Source organism: Streptomyces sp. NPDC058221 (genome assembly GCF_042882365.1).
GTDB lineage: Bacteria > Actinomycetota > Actinomycetes > Streptomycetales > Streptomycetaceae > Streptomyces.
In genome coordinates this window covers 1-17,381 of record NZ_JBHVWF010000077.1, presented here as the reverse complement: position 1 = coordinate 17,381, position 17,381 = coordinate 1, and the positions used below count along the sequence as shown (strand labels likewise).

Below are 17,381 nucleotides of genomic sequence, written 5' to 3'. Positions count from 1 at the left end.
TCTTCTCCCCACCCCGGACGGACCGCGCGCGCTCAGGCGCTGCCGCGGTCCCCGTCCGTACCCGGCTGCTCGTCCCGGCCGCCGGACGCGGCCTGCTTGGCGGCCTCCGCCTGCCGCTTCGCCTCGTCCGCGAGCTGCCGCTTGGCGGCGGTCGCGTAGATGTCCACGTACTCCTGCCCGGACAGCTTCATGATCTCGTACATCACCTCGTCGGTGACCGAGCGCAGGATGAAGCGGTCGCCCTCCATGCCGTGGTACCGGCTGAAGTCGAGCGGCTTGCCGATCCTGATCCCCGGGCGCATCAGCTTGGGCACCACCTGGCCGGGCGGCTGGATCTTCTCCGTGTCGATCATCGCGACGGGGATGACCGGAGCCCCGGTCGCGAGCGCCACCCGGGCGAGCCCGCCGGGCTTGCCGCGGTAGAGGCGGCCGTCGGGCGAGCGGGTGCCCTCCGGGTAGATACCGAAGAGGCCGCCGCTCTCGATCACCTCGATACCGGCCTTGATCGCCGCCTCCCCGGCGCCCCGGGCACCCGAGCGGTCCACCGGGAGCTGGCCGACCCCCTTGAAGAAGGCAGCGGTGAGCTTGCCCTTCACGCCGGGCGCGGTGAAGTACTCGGCCTTGGCGATGAAGGTGACCTTGCGGTCCAGGACGGCGGGCAGGAAGAAGGAGTCGGAGAACGACAGATGGTTGCTCGCCAGGATCGCGGGACCCTGCGCGGGGATGTTCTCCAGGCCCTCCACCCACGGCCTGAAGGCGAGCTTCAGAGACCCGCCAATGGAGAACTTCATAGCGCCGTAGATCAACTCGGGTGCCTCCTGTGTGCTGTCGGTCAGACCTTAGAGCATCCGTCCGCCCCCGCTCCCGGTGACGGCCCTGGTCGGTGTCGGCCCGGTCGCGTACGGTGAAGTAATCCTTCCGCGCTCCCCCTTCCGCTCCCCTTCGAGCCTCACGAACAGGAGACCCCGGTGCCGGTCCTTCCTGGAGCCGAGCCGTTCCGCCACGAGGGCGGAGAGGTCGGCGTCCTTCTCTGTCACGGATTCACCGGTTCCCCGCAGTCGCTGCGCCCCTGGGCCGGCTACCTGGCGGAGCGCGGGCTCACGGTCTCGCTGCCGCTGCTCCCGGGGCACGGCACCCGGTGGCAGGACATGCAGGTGACCGGCTGGCAGGACTGGTACGCGGAGGTGGACCGGGAGCTGCGGTCGCTGCTGGAGCGGTGCTCCCAGGTCTTCGTCTTCGGCCTCTCCATGGGCGGCGCGCTCGCCCTGCGGCTCGCGGCGAAGCACGGTGACGCGGTACGGGGCCTGGTGCTCGTCAATCCGGGCAACAAGGTGCACGGTCTCGCCGCACACGCGCTGCCGGTCGTCCGCCATCTGGTGCCGACGACGAAGGGGCTGGTCAACGACATCGCTCTGGGGAGCTCCGAGGAGATCGGCTACAACCGGGTACCGCTGCACGCGGCCCATTCGCTGCGGAAGTTCTTCCGGCTGGTCGACGCCGAGCTGCCCCAGGTGACCCAGCCGCTCCTGCTGCTGCACAGCCCGCAGGACCATGTCGTGCCCCCGGCCGACTCGGCCCGCATCCTGAGCCGGGTGTCGTCCAGGGACGTCGAGGAGATCCTGCTGGAACAGAGCTACCACGTGGCGACGTTGGACCATGATGCGGAGCGGATCTTCGACGAGAGCTATTCGTTCGTCGGCCGCCTCGCTCCGAGCGTCGGGAAGAAGGGGAGCACGTCCGGTGGCTGAGCACGACGCGGATCGCGCGGGCAGCGAGGAGGAGCGCGAGCCGCTCCCCGCAGAGGGAGCGGCCGTCCCTGATGACGGCGGCGCGCCCGCGTCCGAGTCCACGGGCCTGGCTCCGGGCGGCGACGGGGAGCGGCCGGTCGACGAGGACGCCGTCTGGCAGGCGATCGTCGCGGGGTACGGCGACGAGCCGCCGGACCCGCCGGGCGCCAAGCCGTTCCGGTCCATCGAGGATCTCGCGCTCCAGGAGGACGGCCCGCTGACCGCCCTCGACCCGGACAAGGGCATCGACAAGCGGCCGCCCAAGCCGCCGGAGAAGCCGCTCGGCAGCTCGGTGGTGTTCGCCCCCGGCGTCGGCGGCCCGCGTGACTACGAGCCGGCGGAACCCACCGGGGGCAGTACGGACGACGGGGACGACAGCGGCGAGGGCCACTTCGTGCCGCCGGAGCCGCCGCCCCTGCCGGAGGCCGATGTCACGGCCAAGTTCGCCTGGCTCGCGGTGGTCGGCGGGCCGGTCCTGCTGCTGCTCGCGGTGCTGCTCCAGTGGGAGATGACCTGGTGGCTGACGACGGTCTGCGTCGGCGGCTTCCTGGGCGGATTCGTGACGCTGGTGGCGCGGATGGAGCACGACGACGAGGACGGCGACGACCCCGGCCGCGGCGCGGTGGTCTGAGCAGGGGTCCTGGGGCTTCCGTCTGGATCAGGCTGGGTCCTGGGACCTTCCGTCTGGATCAGGCTGGGCTCGCGGGGTCCGGCACCGCGAGCGCCGGCACCCTGAGCGCGGCCAGCACCGGCAGATGGTCGGTGGCGGCCAGCAGGTCGCCCTCGGCCACCCCGGGCAGGCCGGACGGGACGCCGCAGCCGAGCACTTCGACGCCCCCGGTGGCGAAGAGAGCGTCGATCCGCTTGCGCGGGTCGTGCGGCGGGAAGGTGTGCTCACCGCCCCGGGGCCGCACCGTCCAGCAGTCCTGGAGCCGCCCGGCCAGCAGCCGGAACGCCTGCCCGCTCGGTACGTCGTTGAGGTCGCCGCCCACGACGGCGTGCTCCACACCCATCGCGTCCAGCCGCTCCAGCAGCAACTCCGCCTGGGCCAGGCGCTCCTCGCGCTGGAGGCTCAGATGGCAGCTCAGCACGCCGATCCGGGTGTCGGCGATCCGCACGACCGCGGTGGCGAATCCCCTGCGGTGCAGTCCGGGGGTGAGCGGCAGCAGGACGTCCTCGGTCCGCTCCACCGTGGCGCGCAGCGAGCAGAGCAGCAGCGGTCCGGCCGCGGTGGCTCCACCGCCGAGGATCACCAGATCGGCGGCGGCGGCGAGCCGGGCGGCGCGCTTGCGCCAGCGGAAGAAGCGCGGCGCCTCCTGGACGAGGACCAGATCGGGTGCGCAGGCGCGGATCACGCGGGCCAGCGCCGCGGGGTCGTCGCGCATCGACCGGACGTTGTAGCTGAGCACCCTGATGACGGCCGAGCCGTCCTGCTCGGTACGGGATTCTGGCAGCGACATCATGGCCATGCCGGTCACGATACGACGGACGCCCGCCGCTCCCCGACAGGGGCGCGACGGGCGTCCGTGATGTCCGTGGTGCCGGTTCGGATCAGCCCTGCCGGGCCAGGTCCGCAGCGCCCACCAGACCGGCCTTGCCGCCCAGTTGGGCCGCGAGCACCTGGGCGTGCGGACGCCACTCGCCGCCGATCAGCCAGCGCCGGAACGACTTGCGGATCGGGTCGAGGACCAGCTCGCCCTCGTCCGAGACGCCACCGCCGACGATGAAGGCGGACGGGTCGAAGAGCGAGGCGAGGTCGGCGAGCCCGGCGCCGGCCCAGCGGGCCAGCTCGCGGAACGAGTCGACGGCCACCGGGCAGCCCTGCCGGGCGGCCTCGCTGATGTGCTTGCCCTCGATGCCCTCGACCGTGCCGTCACCGAGCCCCAGCAGGATCGGGGCGTTCTCCGGGGTGGCGTTGGCGCGCTGCTTCGCGTAGCGGACGAGTGCCCGCCCGGATGCGTACTGCTCCCAGCAGCCCTGACTGCCACAGCCGCAGAGCAGACCGTCCGGGACGACCCGGATGTGGCCGAACTCGGCGGCCACGCCGAAGCGTCCGCGGCGCAGCTTGTTGCCGATGATGATGCCGCCGCCGAGACCGGTGCCGAGCGTGATGCAGATGACATCCTCGTGGCCCTGGCCGGCGCCGAAGCGGTACTCGCCCCAGGCCGCCGCGTTGGCGTCGTTCTCGACGACCACGGGAAGGCCGACGCGCTGCTCGACCTTGTCCTTGAGCGGCTCGTGTCGCCAGTTGATGTTCGGTGCGAACAGCACCGTGGCCCGCTTGTCGTCGACGTATCCTGCCGCGCCGATGCCGACCGCCTCGACCGGGTGCCCCTCGCTCGCGCCGGACACCGCCGCCGCGATCGCGTCCACGATGCCTTCGGCCGTCGGCGGGGTCGACACCTTGAAGGTCGAGAGGATCTGGCCCTCTTCGTCGACCACTCCAGCTGCGATCTTCGTGCCGCCGATATCGACGCCGATGGTGAGTCCCATGAATCCCTCAGTTTCGGTCGAGCCCCGCTGGGGCAACCGTACCCGAGGCCGGGCCCCGCCCTGTCGCCGCCGGTCAGTCCAGATCGATGTGTTCGCCGGTGCCGGGCCCCTCGTCACGGGGGTCGGTGGCGTCGTCGGCCTTCTTTTCGGTGCCTGCGGGGTCCCCCGCGCCCTGGGTCCAGCGGCGTTCCTGCCCCTCGACGGCGGAGCGGTACGCGGCGAGCAGTTCGCCGCCCGCCGCGGCGATGTGGTCGAAAACGTCAGGATTGCGCTCGATGACGGGCTCGACCGCGGACTTCGCCTGCTTGATGACCTGCTGCACCGCGCCCTGGGCCGCCATGCCGAACAGCGGCGACTGGAGGGACGAGACCTTGTCGGCCACGGCGTCCATCAGCTTGCGCAGCTCCTCGGCGGCGGAGCCGGGCGGCGGGCCGTACTCGGCGCGGCGGCGGGCCTTCTCGGCGGCGAGGTCCTCGGCGCAGGCCTGCGCCCACGCGTCGTCGTCGACGGGACGATCGGTGGCTTCGCTCATGGCGGACTCCTGCGACGTGGGTGGCCGGCGGCCCGGCACACGGGACCCGTACCTACGACGGTACCCGAACGGGGGCAGGGGCTGTCAGCTCGTCCTGGGCCAGAGGTCCGGGTCGGGCGTGAAGCGGACGCGCAGCACCCCGTCGGTGAGCGCGGCGCCGGAGACGGTGCAGCGGCGCAGCGCGGACTCCAGGGGCACGATGCGGTGGAACGGGCCGACGGTCAGCAGGAGTTCGCTGCCCCGGCGGACCAGCTGGAGGTCCTTCTTGACCGCACCCGGCAGCCGCAGGCACCAGATCAGTATTCCGTCCGGGCCGTCCGGGCCGTCCGGGCCGTCGACGCCGTCCGGCGTGCCCGACTCCTCGATCCACCACGGGTCCTCGGCACGGCCGGTCCCCCGTTCGTCCACCGCCAGCGCGGCATCCCCGCCGGTCAGGGCGGCCAGGTCGGCGGGGCCCTGCGGGTCACGCCCCAGGTGCGCCACCTCGGCCGGCGAGGCCTCGGCGGCCCATTCCTCGCGCCAGTGGTCGAGGCACTTCTCCTGCTGCGCGGCGAGCGCCGCGAACCAGGGGTCCGAGGAGTGCCGGGGCAGCACCCGGTTGGCCACCAGCGCGTCGACGCGCAGCCCGTGCAGGGCGAGGCCGGTCCTGGCGGTGCGCAAAGCGTCCTCGGCGGCCGGTCCCGGCTCGGCGACGATGCGCAGCGTGGTGGCGCGGTCCTCGATCAGCGCCTGGACCTCCGCGAGTTCGGCGTCGCGCCGGGCGGCGGCCTCGTACAGCCACTGAGCGGGCATGGGCACGCCGGCCAGCTGGGCGAGCATCGGGCGCAGGGCGCGTGCGGCCTGGCGTTCCTGGGGCAGCAGCCGGCGCAGATAGCGGCGCAGCTGTTCGGGCAGGGCCAGTACGGCGAGGGCTTCGCGCAGTGGTGGCAGGTCGACGACGAGGAGGTCGTAGCCGTCGTGGGACCAGTCGCCCCGGGCGGCGCGGCGCAGGGTGTGCAGGAGGGCGAGCTGGTCGCTGCCGGGGAGCTCGGTGAGCTCCTCGCCGTCCAGCTGGTTGCCGCCGAGCAGTCCGAGCACTCCGGACAGCTGGTCCTGAAGGGCCAGAAGCTCGCTGCGGAAGTGCTCCGCGGAGTCGGTCCGCACGGACCACAGGGAGTCGGTGACCTGTGCGGGTTCGGTGCCGGAGGGGAAGCCGGGTATGACGTCCGCGGAGATCAGCAGGGTGCGGGCGCCGTGCCGGGAACCGGCCAGCGCGGTCGCCGCCGCGACGGTGGTACGGCCGGCGCCGCCGGGGCCGGTGACCAGGACCGTACGCACCGGGTCAGGCCCCCGGGACGGACTCGACGCGCTTCTTCAGTCCGGCCAGGGCGCGGTCGATGATGACCTTCTCCGCCTTGCGCTTGATCATGCCGAGCATCGGGATCTTGACGTCGACGGTCAGCCGGTAGGTGACCTCGGTGCGGTCTCCCTCGCCGAGCGGCGCCAGTGCGTAGGAGCCGTCGATGGCGCGCAGCATCTGGGACTTGACCAGGGTCCAGCTGACCTCGTAGTCGCCGATCCAGGTGTACGCGAGGGTGTGGTCGTCCTTGATCGCCCCGGCGTCGAGCACCAGGCGGACCTTCTCGGCGCGGCCGTGGTCGTCGGTGCCGAGCACCTCGGCCTCCTTGACCTCGCCGGTCCATTCCGGATAGCGGTCGAAGTCGGCGATCACGCCCATGACGTCGGCCGGTGCCGCCTCGATGGTGATGCTCGAGCTGGTGTGTTCAGCCATCGCTGTGGCCCTCCAGTGCGGTGTACCGGTCGGTCGGCAGAGGCCTGCCGCCAGAAGGCTATCGCGTGTGCGATGCGCCTCGGCCCAGGGCCTGCCGCGATGCCCGGCCCGGCCCGGTCACCACTCCAGCGCCCACGGCCTGCCGGTCGAGGCGAAGTGGCCGACGTTCACGCACTCGGTGGCGCCGATCCGCATCCGTCGAACCAGGGGCTGGTGGACATGGCCGAAAACGGAGTACCGGGGGCGGGTGCGGCGGATGGCGTCGAGAAGGGCCCGGCTGCCGCGTTCGAAGCGGCGCGCCACGGTGTCGTACGTCAGCTCCGGGATGTCGGGCGGGATGTGCGTGCAGAGCACGTCGACTTCGCCGACCGCCTCGATCTTGGCGGCGTACTCCTCGTCGCTGATCTCGTACGGGGTGCGCATCGGGGTCTGCAGGCCGCCGCCGACGAACCCGAAGACGCGGCCGCCGATCTCGGCCCGTTCGCCGTCCAGGACGGTGGTTCCGGGCCTGGCGTACTCCGGCCACAGGGTGGGGATGTCGACATTGCCGTAGGTGGCGTACGTCGGGGTGGGAAGCGCGGCGAACATCTCGGCGTACTGCTTGCGCACCGCAGACACGATCGCGGAGTTGCGGTCGACGCCCGCCCACAGGCCCCGGCCGAAGTCGCGGGCCTCGTCGAAACGGCGCTCGGTGCGCAGCGCGACGATCCGGTCGGCGTTCTCCACACCGAAGAGTTCCGGGAAGATACCGCGCGAGTGGTCCGCGTAGTCGAGGAAGAGCACCAGGTCGCCCAGGCAGACGAGGGCGTCGGCACCCTCCCCGGCGCGGGCCAGCGCCTCGGTGTTCCCGTGCACGTCACTGACCACGTGGATACGGGTGCGCCGCTCGGCGGCGGCTCCCCGGCTGTTCGGTCCGGCTCGCATGAAGATCACCCTAGGACTCCGGCGTCCACCTGGGTAGAGGCCACCGGACCTGCGGTTACTTCCAGCGCCCGGCCGAGGTGCACTACTGTGCGCGAAAGGCCCGCCGGTTATGTGTGACGCGCAAGACATCTGGCCGGAAACCCCTATCCGGAACCGAGTACCGGTGGGTAACGTCCGGGCAGTCCAGTCGTGCTCACCCCACTGAGCACCCGCCATCTTGGACCGCGCCGGTGCGTCACACAGAGCCGTGGCACCGGAGCCCGATGAGGAGCAGCAGTCTTGCGCGAGTTCAGCCTTCCGGCCCTGTACGAGGTCCCCTCGGACGGCAACCTGACGGATCTCATCCGCCGCAATGCCGCTCAGCATCCCGATGTCGCGGTGATGAGCCGCAAAGTGGCAGGCGTCTGGACGGACGTCACCGCCACCCGGTTCCTGGCCGAGGTCAGAGCCGTCGCCAAGGGGCTGATCGCCGCCGGTGTCGAGCCCGGCGACCGGGTCGCCCTGATGTCCCGCACCCGTTACGAGTGGGTGCTGCTCGACTTCGCGATCTGGAGCGCGGGCGCCGTCACCGTGCCGGTGTACGAGACCAGTTCCGCCGAGCAGATCCAGTGGATCCTCGGTGACTCCGGCGCCACCCTGTGCGTCGTGGAGTCCGAGGCGCACCAGGCCTCCGTGGTCTCGGTCCAGGCAGGTCTGCCCGGTCTGAAGGGCATCTGGCAGATCGAGGACGACGCGATCCGTCAGCTTTCGGCGATCGGCGAGGACGTCTCGGACGAGACACTCGACCTTCGGATGACGAGCGCCAAGGCCGACGACCCGGCCACCATCGTCTACACCTCGGGTACCACCGGCCGCCCCAAGGGCTGTGTGCTCACACACCGCAGCTTCTTCGCGGAGTGCGGCAACGTGGTGGAGCGGCTCAAGCCGCTCTTCCGTACCGGTGAGTGCTCGGTCCTGCTCTTCCTGCCCGCAGCCCACGTCTTCGGACGGCTGGTCGAGGTCGCCTCGGTGATGGCCCCGATCAAGCTCGGCTGCGTACCGGACATCAAGAACCTCACCGATGAACTGGCCGCGTTCCGGCCGACGCTGATCCTCGGCGTGCCGCGGGTCTTCGAGAAGGTCTACAACTCGGCGCGCGCCAAGGCGCAGGCCGACGGCAAGGGCAAGATCTTCGACAAGGCCGCGAACACGGCGATCGCCTACAGCCGTGCGCTGGGCACACCGCAGGGCCCGTCCGTGGGCCTGAAGTTCAAGCACAAGGTGTTCGACCGGCTGGTCTACAGCAAGCTGCGGGCCGTGCTCGGCGGACGCGGCGAGTACGCGATCTCCGGCGGCGCGCCGCTCGGTGAGCGGCTCGGCCACTTCTACCGCGGGATCGGCTTCACCGTCCTGGAGGGCTACGGCCTGACCGAGACGTGCGCGGCCACTGCCTTCAACCCGTGGGACCGGCAGAAGATCGGCACGGTCGGCCAGCCGCTGCCCGGCTCGGTCGTGCGGATCGCCGACGACGGCGAGGTGCTGCTGCACGGCGAGCACCTGTTCTCCGGTTACTGGAACAACGAGACGGCGACGGCCGAGTCGCTGGCCGACGGCTGGTTCCACACCGGCGACATCGGCACCCTCGACGAGGACGGCTATCTCGCGATCACCGGCCGCAAGAAGGAGATCATCGTCACGGCCGGCGGCAAGAACGTCGCGCCCGCCGTCATAGAGGACCGCATCCGCGGGCACGCCCTGGTGGCGGAGTGCATGGTGGTCGGCGACGGCCGCCCGTTCGTCGGCGCGCTGGTGACACTGGACGAGGAGTTCCTGGGCCACTGGGCCGAGGAGCACGGCAAGCCGGTCGGCTCGACCGCCCTGTCGCTCCGCGAGGACCCGGAGCTGCTGGCCGAGGTGCAGCGCGCGATCGACGACGGCAACGCCGCGGTGTCCAAGGCGGAGTCCGTACGCAAGTTCCGCATCCTGGCCGCCCAGTTCACCGAGGAGGCGGGCCACATCACGCCGTCGCTGAAGCTGAAGCGGAATGTGGTGGCGAAGGACTTCGCGGACGAGGTGGAGTCGATCTACCGCGGCTGATCCCTGCTGGGCGTACGCGTGGGAGGGGGCCCGCACCATGTCAGGTGCGGGCCCCCTCCCACGTTCACAGCAGTGCCCTGAGCTTCTCCGCCAGCAGGTCCCAGCGCCACTTCTCCTCGACCCAGGCCCGGCCCCGCTCCCCCATCCGCCGGCGCAGCTCCGCGTCACCGAGCAGCGCGGCAATCCGCTCCGCCGACTCCTCGGCCGAGCCGCCACGCACCACCCACCCCGTCTCGCCGTCGAGCACCGCGTCCGGGGCGCCGCCGGAGTCGCCCGCCACCACCGGCAGCCCGGTCGCGGACGCCTCCAGGTAGACGATGCCGAGGCCCTCCACGTCGAGGCCGCCGCGCCGGGTGCGGCACGGCATCGCGAAGACGTCACCGGCCCCGTAGTGCGCGGGCAGTTCCGCCCAGGGCACAGGTCCGGTGAACCGCACCGATTCCTGCACCCCCGTCTCGGCGGCCAGTTTGCGCAGCTCTCCGGCGTACGGTCCGCCGCCGACGATCAGCAGGACGGCGTCCGGGACCTCGGCCAGGATCGCGGGCATGGCGAGGATCAGGGTGTCCTGGCCCTTGCGGGGCACCAGCCGGGAGACACAGACGACGACCGGCCGGTCGGTGAGCCCGAGCCGGGCCCGCACCAGATCGCCGCCGGAGTCCGGGTGGAAGGTCTTCTCGTCCACGCCCGGGGGCAGCTGGACCATGCGGTCCGCGGCCGCCGGGGTGAGCGCGGCGGCGATCCGGGAGCGGGTGTACTCGCCGAGATACGTGATCGTGTCCGTGCCCTCGCCGATCCGCCGCAGCAGCTGCCGGGAGGCGGGCAGCTGGGCCCAGCCGGCCTCGTGCCCGTGCGTGGTGGCGACCAGCCGCCGGGCGCCGGCGCGGCGCAGCGCCGGCGCCATCAGTCCGAGCGGGGCTGCGGCGCCGAACCAGACGGACGAACAGCCGTGGGTGCGCAGCAGCTGCGCCGCGCGCCGGGTCACCCGCGGGGTCGGCAGCAGCATGGTCGTACGGTCGCGGACCACGGTGAACGGCTGCTCGGCGTCGAAGGCGGCGGTGGCAGCCGTGCCCTCGGGGCCGCGCTTCCAGGTGGAGGCGTAGACGACGATCCGGTCCGGGTCCAGCCGCAGGGCCATGTTGTGCAGGAACGCCTGGATGCCACCGGGGCGGGGCGGGAAGTCGTTGGTCACGATCAGGGTCTTGTCCATCGCCGCCGACAGTACCGGGCGGCCGGGCCTCGTGGCTCTCGCGCGGGCCTGCCAGGCATCATGTCCTGTCGTACCACCGGCGGAACGGACGAGGGCGGGACATGACGGGTTCGAGCAGCGCACAACCGGCCTTCGTGGTGTGGGCCCTCAGCAGGGCTCTGCTGCTGCTCTGTGTCATCAAGGTCTTCACCCTGCCGGGCCCGGACGTGACGAGCGATGTGTCGGTGATCTACCACGGCTGGTACGGCGTGCTGAGCTCGGGCAGCTACCCGCAGTCCGACGTCACCTGGCAGTATCCGCCGGTCGCGGCGCTGGCGATCCTCTCCCCCGCCCTGCTGCCGTTCCTGGACTACGCCTCGGCCTTCTTCGTCCTGGCCTTCCTCTGCGATGCCCTGGTCCTGGGCCTGCTGCTGTACGCGGGCCGCGGCGGCGCGCGGCGGACGGCCGGGGCCTGGGTGTGGGTGGCGGGGGTGCCGCTGCTGGGGACGACCGCGTACGCCCGGTACGACGTGATGGTGACAGCCGTCGCCGTGGCGGCGCTGCTGGCCGGGGTGCGGCATCCGCGGGTGATGGGGGCGCTGGCGGCCTTCGGGGCGCTGCTGAAGGTGTGGCCGGCGCTGGTGCTCGCCGGTACGGCACGCGGGCGCCGGACGCGGCTGGCGTGGACGACCGCCGCCGGGGTGGCGCTCGGGCTGCTGGCGCTGTGCGCGGTGGCGGCGCCCGGCGCGCTGGCCTTCCTCGGTTTCCAGCGCGACCGGGGCACCGAGGTCGAGTCGCTGGGCGCGCTGGTCTTCCATGTGGCGCGGCAGTTCGGCTGGCAGGGCCGGGTGGAGCTGCACTACGGCTCGCTGGAGTTCCTGGGCCCGCACGTGCCGCTGGTGAGCACGCTCGCGATGGTGCTGAGCCTCCTCGCGTTCGGCTGGCTGCTGGTGTGGCGGCTGAGGGCACGCACGTTCGTCGTGAGCACTCCGGCGGACGCGGCGTTCACGGCGGTCCTGCTGTTCACCACCACGAGCCGGGTGATCAGCCCCCAGTACATGCTGTGGCTGGTCGGTCTCGCGGCGGTGTGCCTGGTCTTCCGGGAGAGCCGGATGACGCTGCCGGCCTGTCTGGTGCTGGCGGCGACGGGCGTCACCCAGCTTGAGTTCCCACTCGGGTTCGGCCATGTGGTGACGAGTGACGCGACGGGCGTGACGCTGATGTTCGTGCGCAACGGCCTGCTGGTCGCCGCGACGCTGATCGCGGGCGGGCGGCTGTGGCGGGACACGGTGACCGGGCGGGCCCGGAATGCCTCCGCGTCCGCCCCCGAGCCGGAGACGGTCGCGGGCTGAGCCCCCGGCCGGGCCCCGCGGTCAGCCGAGCCGGTCGGCCACGTACTCCCGCCAGCGCACCGTGAAGTCCTGCGGAGTCGTGCCGAGCACCTCGTGCAGCGCCTGCTCCACCGCTCCGTCCCGCCCTGAGTGCCCTCCGACGGCCCGGTAGAAGGCGAACAGCTTCTCCTCGCCCCAGTGCTCGGCGATGAGCTCGCAGGCCAGCCAGCCGCCCTCGTACGCCCTCGCCAGCCGGTCCGCGTCGCCGCCGAAGCCGAAGTCCTCGTCGGTGGGCAGGGCGGCGGGCGGTTCGCCGCGCTGGACGGCCTCGGCCAGTTCCGGCGCGATCTCGGCCGCCGTGCGCTGCTCGGCCCGGTAGGCCGCCCAGTCGGCGAAGCCCTCGGAGAGCCAGGTCGGGGTCGCGGACGAGGTGCGGGTGCGGGTGGCCACATGGGTGGTCTCGTGGGTGAGGACGACGCGCTGCCCGAACTCGCCGAGCAGTGCGTACGCCTGCGGGTTGACGATCACCCGGTCGGCGGGCGCGGTGCCCGAGCCGCCGGTCTCGCCGGTGGTGACGGCCGCTATGCCCCGGTAGTTCGCGGCGGGCGAGCCGAGCAGCTCCGCCATGTCCTGCACGGTGTCCGGCACCAGCACCACCACACGCCCGGCCCACTTCTCCGGCCAGGCGTCGGAGACGGCGGGCACCGCGCTGTCCGCGGTGGCCGCGATCCCCGTCAGCTCGTCGCGGGAGCGGCCGACGCCCAGCACCAGGCTGTGCGTGCCGCGCACCACCTCCACGTCGCCCTGCTGCCAGAGCTGCCGGCCGCCGCCCTCGGCCGGCCGGTCGGCGGTGAGGTACCAGCGTCCGTCCACGCGTTCCAGGTCGAGCACCCGGTCCACGGAGACCGGTGCGCTGTCGTAGCCCTTGATCCGGTAGCCGAGCCGGACGTCGGCGGTGGCCCGGTCCGCGCCGTGCGGTGAGACGTCGGTCAGCCGGTACGTCCAGGAGCCGATCGGCATGTCCGCGAGACGGCCGAGCTCCTTGCGCTGCTCGGTCCGCAGGTCGGTGGCGTCCGGGGCGACGACGGCCAGATAGCCGTCCGTGTCGTGGTGCAGCACCGCGGCGGCCCGGCGGTCCAGGGTGGCGCGGATGTCACGGGCCGTGGTGTCGGGGACGTCACCGGCCGGGGCCGAGCATGCGGTGGCGCACAGCAGTGCGGCGAGCACGGCACCCGCCGCCCGCCGCCGTCCACGTCCGCCACGCGCCCGCCCTGCGGTGCGCCCCTGATCAGCCACATGAACGAGAGTACGGGCCGGCCCGTGGGTCAGACCCGGGTCACCGAGGAGACCGGCATCATGCCCACGGGGTCGTAGCGGACGGGGGCGCCGGGGTACGGGGCATGGATGACCTGGCCGTTCCCCACATACATCCCGATATGGCTCGCGTCCGCGCGATAGGCGACCAGATCGCCGGGGCGGGCCTCCGCGAGCGGCACCATGTGCCCGGCGTACCGCTGGGCCTGGGAGGTGCGGGGCAGGCTGACCCCGGCCTGGGCGTACGCCCACTGCATCAGCCCGGAACAGTCGAATCCGGACGGTCCGTTCGCGCCCCAGACGTACGGGCGGCCCAGCGCCCCCTGGACGGCCGCGACGGCGGCCGCGGCCCGCGCCGAGCCCACCGGAAGTCCCGCCATCGTCGCCGTCACCCCGTCCCGGCCGCCGCGCGAGGCACGCTCGAAGGCAGCCCGGTCGGCGCCGGGCAGCGACTTCAGCAGCTGCCTGGCCTCGGTGAGCTTGCGTACGACGGACCGCTTGTGGCGGCTGAGGGCGGCGCGGTTGCGCTCCAGGCCCGCGAGCGAACGGGCCGCCTCCGCCCTGGTCTGGGCGAGGGCCCGCTGGGCCTTGCGGAGCTGGGCCAGGGTGGTGGCCCGGCCGTCGTTGACCCGGCCCAGCACGGCTGCCCGGTCGAGGTAGTTGTCGGGGTCGGAGGAGAGCAGCAGGGCGAGCGAGGGGTCGATGCCTCCCGAGCGGTACTCCGCGCGGGCGGTGGAACCCAGCGCCGTACGCATCCTGTTGACGCGCTCCTGGCCCCGGGCCGCCCGCTCCTGCGCCCGCCGTACCTCGCCGCGCAGCCGTCCGGCGTTCTCACCGGCCTTGTTGTACTGCTCGGTGGCGCGCTCGGCCTCGGCGTAGAGGCGGTCGACCCGGGCCCCGGCGGCCTGCGGGGTGTCGTGCGGCTCGGCGTCGGCGGTGGCCGCCCCGAGCGTCGCGGCGGCGGTCGCCGCCGCGGCCGACAGGACAGTGACCCGGACGCTCCGGCTCACGCCGGGCTGTGTGGAACGGCGATGGGACACCACAGGACGCCGCACTCCCTTCCGCTGTACGCAGATGTGCGCAGCCCCTGCCACCCGGGGCGGGCGGACCGACGACCGGGAGCTGCACAGCAGGCAGACAGTAGTCGTGCGATCACGGAGCGGACAAAGACCGCGCCGGGCGAACCGGGGCCGCAAACAGCGGCGCCCCGCCGGTGACCTGTGGTCTCCGGCGGGGCGGGCAGTCAGTACGGGGCGCGGGAATTCGCCCGTTCGGGCGTGATCAGATGCGCACGGCGGTCTGGTAGGCACCGACGGTGTTCATCGACTCGTAGCGGACCACGGCGCCCGGCTTCGGGGCGTGCAGCACGGTGTTGTTGCCCGCGTACAGCGCCACGTGCGAGGTGTTGCTGAAGAAGACCAGGTCGCCCGGCTTGAGCTGGCTGCGCCCGATCTGGGTGCCCTGGTTGATCTGGGTGTACGTGGTGCGGGTGATCTGGGCGCCGGCCTGGGCGTAGGCCCACTGGGTCAGACCCGAGCAGTCGTAGGAGCTGGGGCCGGTGCCGCCGGAGACGTACGGCTTGCCGACCTGCGTGGAGGCCGCCTGGAGTGCGGCCCCGCCGAGGCCGGAGGCCGGGGCCTCGTTGCCGAGGTCGACGCGGTCACCGGCGTCGCGGCTGGCGCGGAGGTCGTCCTTGCGCATCTGCTCCTGCTCGGCGGCGGTGAGGGTGTTGAGCACCTCCCGCGCCTCGGCGAGCTTGCCCTGCTGCTTCTTCTTCTTCTCACCGAGCGTCTTGCGGACGTCGGCGAGGTCGCTCAGCTTGTCCTGGGCCTCCTTGCGCTGCTGCGCGAGGGACCGCTGCTTGCCCTGGATCTTCGCCAGCGACTCGGCCTGCTTGGCCGTCAACTGGTCCAGGGAGGAGGCCTGGTCGAGGAAGCTGTCCGGGTCCGACGCGAGGAAGAGCTGGACGGAGGGGTCGATGCCTCCGGAGCGGTACTGCGCGGCGGCGAGCGAACCGAGGCCCGAGCGGAGCGTGTTGAGCTCCTGCTGACCGCGGGCCACCTTGTCCTGGATCGCGTCGACCTGCTTCTGGAGCTTGCCCTGCTGCTCCTTGGCCCCGCTGTACTGCTCGGTGGCGACCTCGGCCTCGTGGTAGAGCTTGTCGACCTTCGCCTTGACCTCGTTCTTGGTCGGCTTGGGGTCGGCGTGAGCGGCCTGGGAGGTGAGAGCCACGGCTGCGGCGGCAGTGGCGGTGAGCACGGTCACACGGGCGCGGCTCGGGTTCCTGGGACGACGGTGGGACGCCACGGAGGCGAGCTCCTTCTTCCTCGAGCCGCCTACCGGGCTGTGGGGGACGTGAATCCCCGGCTCCGTGTACATCACGGATTCGGCGGTTCCTTCACTGTCACCCCGGATGGGTGATCAACCGTGCGAAGGTTCGAGGCCTGACCCTAGTGACCATCCTGTGATCAGTTCAAATCCTCACAGGAAATATCTCGTCACAGGGGGTACTTCTTTACCCACACCACACTGCGCGTAGCGGCGATCTGACGGACCGTTCCAGGAATTCCGGCACACCGCACCATGTCTCGCTAAACGCGCGAAAGCCGCTTCAGGAGCAAGGCGGACGCAACGGGCCTGGCCCCTGCCTTCGCCACTCCGTCGGCCACCTCGCGGTCGGTGGAGACCACCACGACGGGCCGTCCGGTCGGTTCGGCGCGTGCCAGCTGGCGGATGAGCTCGTCCGCCGTGACTCCCGCCTTGCTGAACAGCACCCGGACGCCGCGCGGCGGCGCGAGCAGTACCGGGGCGGCCAGTTCGGCCCCGTCGAAGACACAGGTCATCTCGGCGCCCGTCTGGGCGGCGAGCATCGCCAGGCCGCCCAGCAGCCGCAGCCGCTGCTTCTCCAGCGGCATCTGCGGATAGCCGGTCTTGGTGACGTTGTAGCCGTCCACGATCAGATGCGCCTGTGGCAGCGCCAGCAGTTGGTCCAGCAGGGCCGGATCGGTCTCCGAAAGGGCCCGGGCGGCAATGTCCTTGGGCGACATCCGGCCCGGCTCGACAGCGTCGACGCTGTCCGCCGGCCGCATCGAGGAGGGGGGCAGCGCCAGTTCGCGCCGCAGCCCTCCGGCCGCTTCGAGCACCGTGTCGAGCAGCAGCCGCAGCCGCATGTCCTCGACCGAGCGTCCCTCACGGGCCGCCCGGCGCCCCGCCTCGACGGAGGCCTCCGCCTCGCCGAGCCGAGCCCGCAGCCTCCGGGTCTCGCTCTCCGCCGCGGACACCTGGGCGGCCGCCTCGGCCCGGACGGCATCGCTCTCGGCCCTGCCCCGGCGCAGCGCCGCCTCGCCGCGCTTCACCTCGTTGGCCGCGCTGCGCAGTTTGCGCTGGAGCGACTCGGTCTCCTTGCGGGCCGTGTCCAGGTCGCCGCGGAGCCGTTCGGTCTCGCTCTTGGTGTGCGCCCGCGCCTGGACCAGCTCCTCGCGCAGCCGTTCCAGTTCGCGCCGGCTCTCGTCGTCGGCCCGCTCCGCGTCCGCCCGCTCGGCCTCCTCGCCCGCGGCGGCGAGGAGTTTCACCCAGCCGGCCGGGCGCAGCACATAGGCCGCGGCGGCCACGTCGACGGGATCGGCGGCGGCGGGCGGCGAACCGGCCTCCAGGGCGGCGCTCAGCTCCGACTGGGTCTCCCGCAGCCGTTCACCGATCCGCCGGCGGAACGGCGCGTCGCTCTCCAGGGCGGCCGCCATCGCGTTCCCCGCGAACTTGGCACGCCGGCTCGGCGTGAAACGGGCGTACTGTCTGAGCTGAGCCGGGAGTTCGGTGACCGTGAGCCCACCGAACGCGTCCGAGACCAGCGCCACGACCCGGCGCCGCACGCCTTCGGGCAGCGGGCGGTCGAGCGCCTCCACGGCGTCGTCGGCCGCATCGGCCGACGCGGCGCCGCCAGCGGGCTGCTCCACCATCCGTCACCTCA

General features: G+C 72.4%; 16 protein-coding genes. 4 read left to right on the top strand and 12 right to left on the bottom strand.

The window, feature by feature from the left end; translation table 11 throughout:
• Window positions 1-32: 32 nt before the first annotated feature.
• On the bottom strand, window positions 33-806 hold the full coding sequence (locus tag ACFVW8_RS23350) for a lysophospholipid acyltransferase family protein (RefSeq protein WP_389692992.1): 774 nt from the start codon (window positions 804-806) through the stop codon (window positions 33-35).
• Between the two features lie 162 nt (window positions 807-968).
• On the opposite strand from ACFVW8_RS23350, the gene ACFVW8_RS23345 reads away from it, so the two are divergent.
• Both ACFVW8_RS23345 and ACFVW8_RS23340 read left to right on the top strand, forming a co-directional pair.
• Window positions 969-1,748 (top strand): alpha/beta hydrolase, encoded by a 780-nt coding sequence (locus tag ACFVW8_RS23345; protein WP_389692990.1) that lies wholly within the window; start codon window positions 969-971, stop codon window positions 1,746-1,748.
• Window positions 1,741-2,418: a hypothetical protein gene (locus ACFVW8_RS23340; protein ID WP_389692988.1), complete on the top strand. Its 678-nt coding sequence runs from the start codon at window positions 1,741-1,743 to the stop codon at window positions 2,416-2,418. The genes ACFVW8_RS23345 and ACFVW8_RS23340 overlap by 8 nt, the downstream gene beginning before the upstream one ends.
• Window positions 2,419-2,476: 58 nt before the next feature.
• Here ACFVW8_RS23340 and ACFVW8_RS23335 read toward each other — a convergent pair whose 3' ends face one another.
• From ACFVW8_RS23335 to ACFVW8_RS23310, 6 genes are all read right to left on the bottom strand, one after another.
• Entirely contained in the window at window positions 2,477-3,256 is a 780-nt protein-coding gene (locus ACFVW8_RS23335) for an endonuclease/exonuclease/phosphatase family protein (RefSeq protein ID WP_389692986.1), read from the bottom strand.
• Window positions 3,257-3,338: 82 nt separating this feature from the next.
• Window positions 3,339-4,280: an ROK family glucokinase gene (locus ACFVW8_RS23330; RefSeq protein WP_389692984.1), complete on the bottom strand. Its 942-nt coding sequence runs from the start codon at window positions 4,278-4,280 to the stop codon at window positions 3,339-3,341.
• Window positions 4,281-4,353: 73 nt separating this feature from the next.
• On the bottom strand, window positions 4,354-4,812 hold the full coding sequence (locus ACFVW8_RS23325) for a DUF5304 domain-containing protein (RefSeq protein WP_389692982.1): 459 nt from the start codon (window positions 4,810-4,812) through the stop codon (window positions 4,354-4,356).
• 84 nt (window positions 4,813-4,896) lie between these two features.
• Complete coding sequence (locus tag ACFVW8_RS23320) at window positions 4,897-6,129, bottom strand: ArsA family ATPase (protein WP_389692980.1); 1,233 nt, start codon at window positions 6,127-6,129, stop codon at window positions 4,897-4,899.
• 4 nt (window positions 6,130-6,133) lie between these two features.
• A complete protein-coding gene (locus ACFVW8_RS23315) occupies window positions 6,134-6,583 on the bottom strand; it encodes an SRPBCC family protein (protein WP_389692978.1) in 450 nt (149 codons plus the stop codon).
• A gap of 117 nt (window positions 6,584-6,700) precedes the next feature.
• Complete coding sequence (locus tag ACFVW8_RS23310) at window positions 6,701-7,507, bottom strand: metallophosphoesterase (RefSeq protein ID WP_389692976.1); 807 nt, start codon at window positions 7,505-7,507, stop codon at window positions 6,701-6,703.
• A 279-nt stretch (window positions 7,508-7,786) separates the two neighbouring features.
• Here ACFVW8_RS23310 and ACFVW8_RS23305 point away from each other — a divergent pair, with 279 nt between their 5' ends.
• Complete coding sequence (locus tag ACFVW8_RS23305; protein ID WP_389692974.1) at window positions 7,787-9,583, top strand: AMP-dependent synthetase/ligase; 1,797 nt, start codon at window positions 7,787-7,789, stop codon at window positions 9,581-9,583.
• A 64-nt stretch (window positions 9,584-9,647) separates the two neighbouring features.
• Here the strand turns inward: ACFVW8_RS23305 and ACFVW8_RS23300 are convergent, their stop codons facing one another.
• Complete coding sequence (locus ACFVW8_RS23300; protein WP_389692972.1) at window positions 9,648-10,790, bottom strand: glycosyltransferase family 4 protein; 1,143 nt, start codon at window positions 10,788-10,790, stop codon at window positions 9,648-9,650.
• A gap of 101 nt (window positions 10,791-10,891) precedes the next feature.
• On the opposite strand from ACFVW8_RS23300, the gene ACFVW8_RS23295 reads away from it, so the two are divergent.
• On the top strand, window positions 10,892-12,121 hold the full coding sequence (locus ACFVW8_RS23295; RefSeq protein ID WP_389692970.1) for a glycosyltransferase 87 family protein: 1,230 nt from the start codon (window positions 10,892-10,894) through the stop codon (window positions 12,119-12,121).
• Window positions 12,122-12,142: 21 nt separating this feature from the next.
• Here ACFVW8_RS23295 and ACFVW8_RS23290 read toward each other — a convergent pair whose 3' ends face one another.
• The 4 genes from ACFVW8_RS23290 to ACFVW8_RS23275 form a co-directional block, all read right to left on the bottom strand.
• Entirely contained in the window at window positions 12,143-13,396 is a 1,254-nt protein-coding gene (locus tag ACFVW8_RS23290; RefSeq protein ID WP_389692968.1) for a hypothetical protein, read from the bottom strand.
• 29 nt (window positions 13,397-13,425) lie between these two features.
• On the bottom strand, window positions 13,426-14,457 hold the full coding sequence (locus tag ACFVW8_RS23285; RefSeq protein WP_389692966.1) for an NlpC/P60 family protein: 1,032 nt from the start codon (window positions 14,455-14,457) through the stop codon (window positions 13,426-13,428).
• Window positions 14,458-14,695: 238 nt separating this feature from the next.
• Entirely contained in the window at window positions 14,696-15,721 is a 1,026-nt protein-coding gene (locus ACFVW8_RS23280) for an NlpC/P60 family protein (protein WP_389692964.1), read from the bottom strand.
• 284 nt (window positions 15,722-16,005) lie between these two features.
• Window positions 16,006-17,367: an NYN domain-containing protein gene (locus ACFVW8_RS23275; protein WP_389692962.1), complete on the bottom strand. Its 1,362-nt coding sequence runs from the start codon at window positions 17,365-17,367 to the stop codon at window positions 16,006-16,008.
• Between the last annotated feature and the right edge of the window lie 14 nt (window positions 17,368-17,381).

Bases quoted from the DNA above. Each gene is read 5' to 3' on its own strand.
- ACFVW8_RS23335 (WP_389692986.1), bottom strand. From the start codon at position 3,256: ATGGCCATGATGTCGCTGCCAGAATCCCGTACCGAGCAGGACGGCTCG.
- ACFVW8_RS23330 (WP_389692984.1), bottom strand. From the start codon at position 4,280: ATGGGACTCACCATCGGCGTCGATATCGGCGGCACGAAGATCGCAGCT.
- ACFVW8_RS23325 (WP_389692982.1), bottom strand. From the start codon at position 4,812: ATGAGCGAAGCCACCGATCGTCCCGTCGACGACGACGCGTGGGCGCAG.
- ACFVW8_RS23315 (WP_389692978.1), bottom strand. From the start codon at position 6,583: ATGGCTGAACACACCAGCTCGAGCATCACCATCGAGGCGGCACCGGCC.
- ACFVW8_RS23310 (WP_389692976.1), bottom strand. From the start codon at position 7,507: ATGCGAGCCGGACCGAACAGCCGGGGAGCCGCCGCCGAGCGGCGCACC.
- ACFVW8_RS23300 (WP_389692972.1), bottom strand. From the start codon at position 10,790: ATGGACAAGACCCTGATCGTGACCAACGACTTCCCGCCCCGCCCCGGT.
- ACFVW8_RS23295 (WP_389692970.1), top strand. From the start codon at position 10,892: ATGACGGGTTCGAGCAGCGCACAACCGGCCTTCGTGGTGTGGGCCCTC.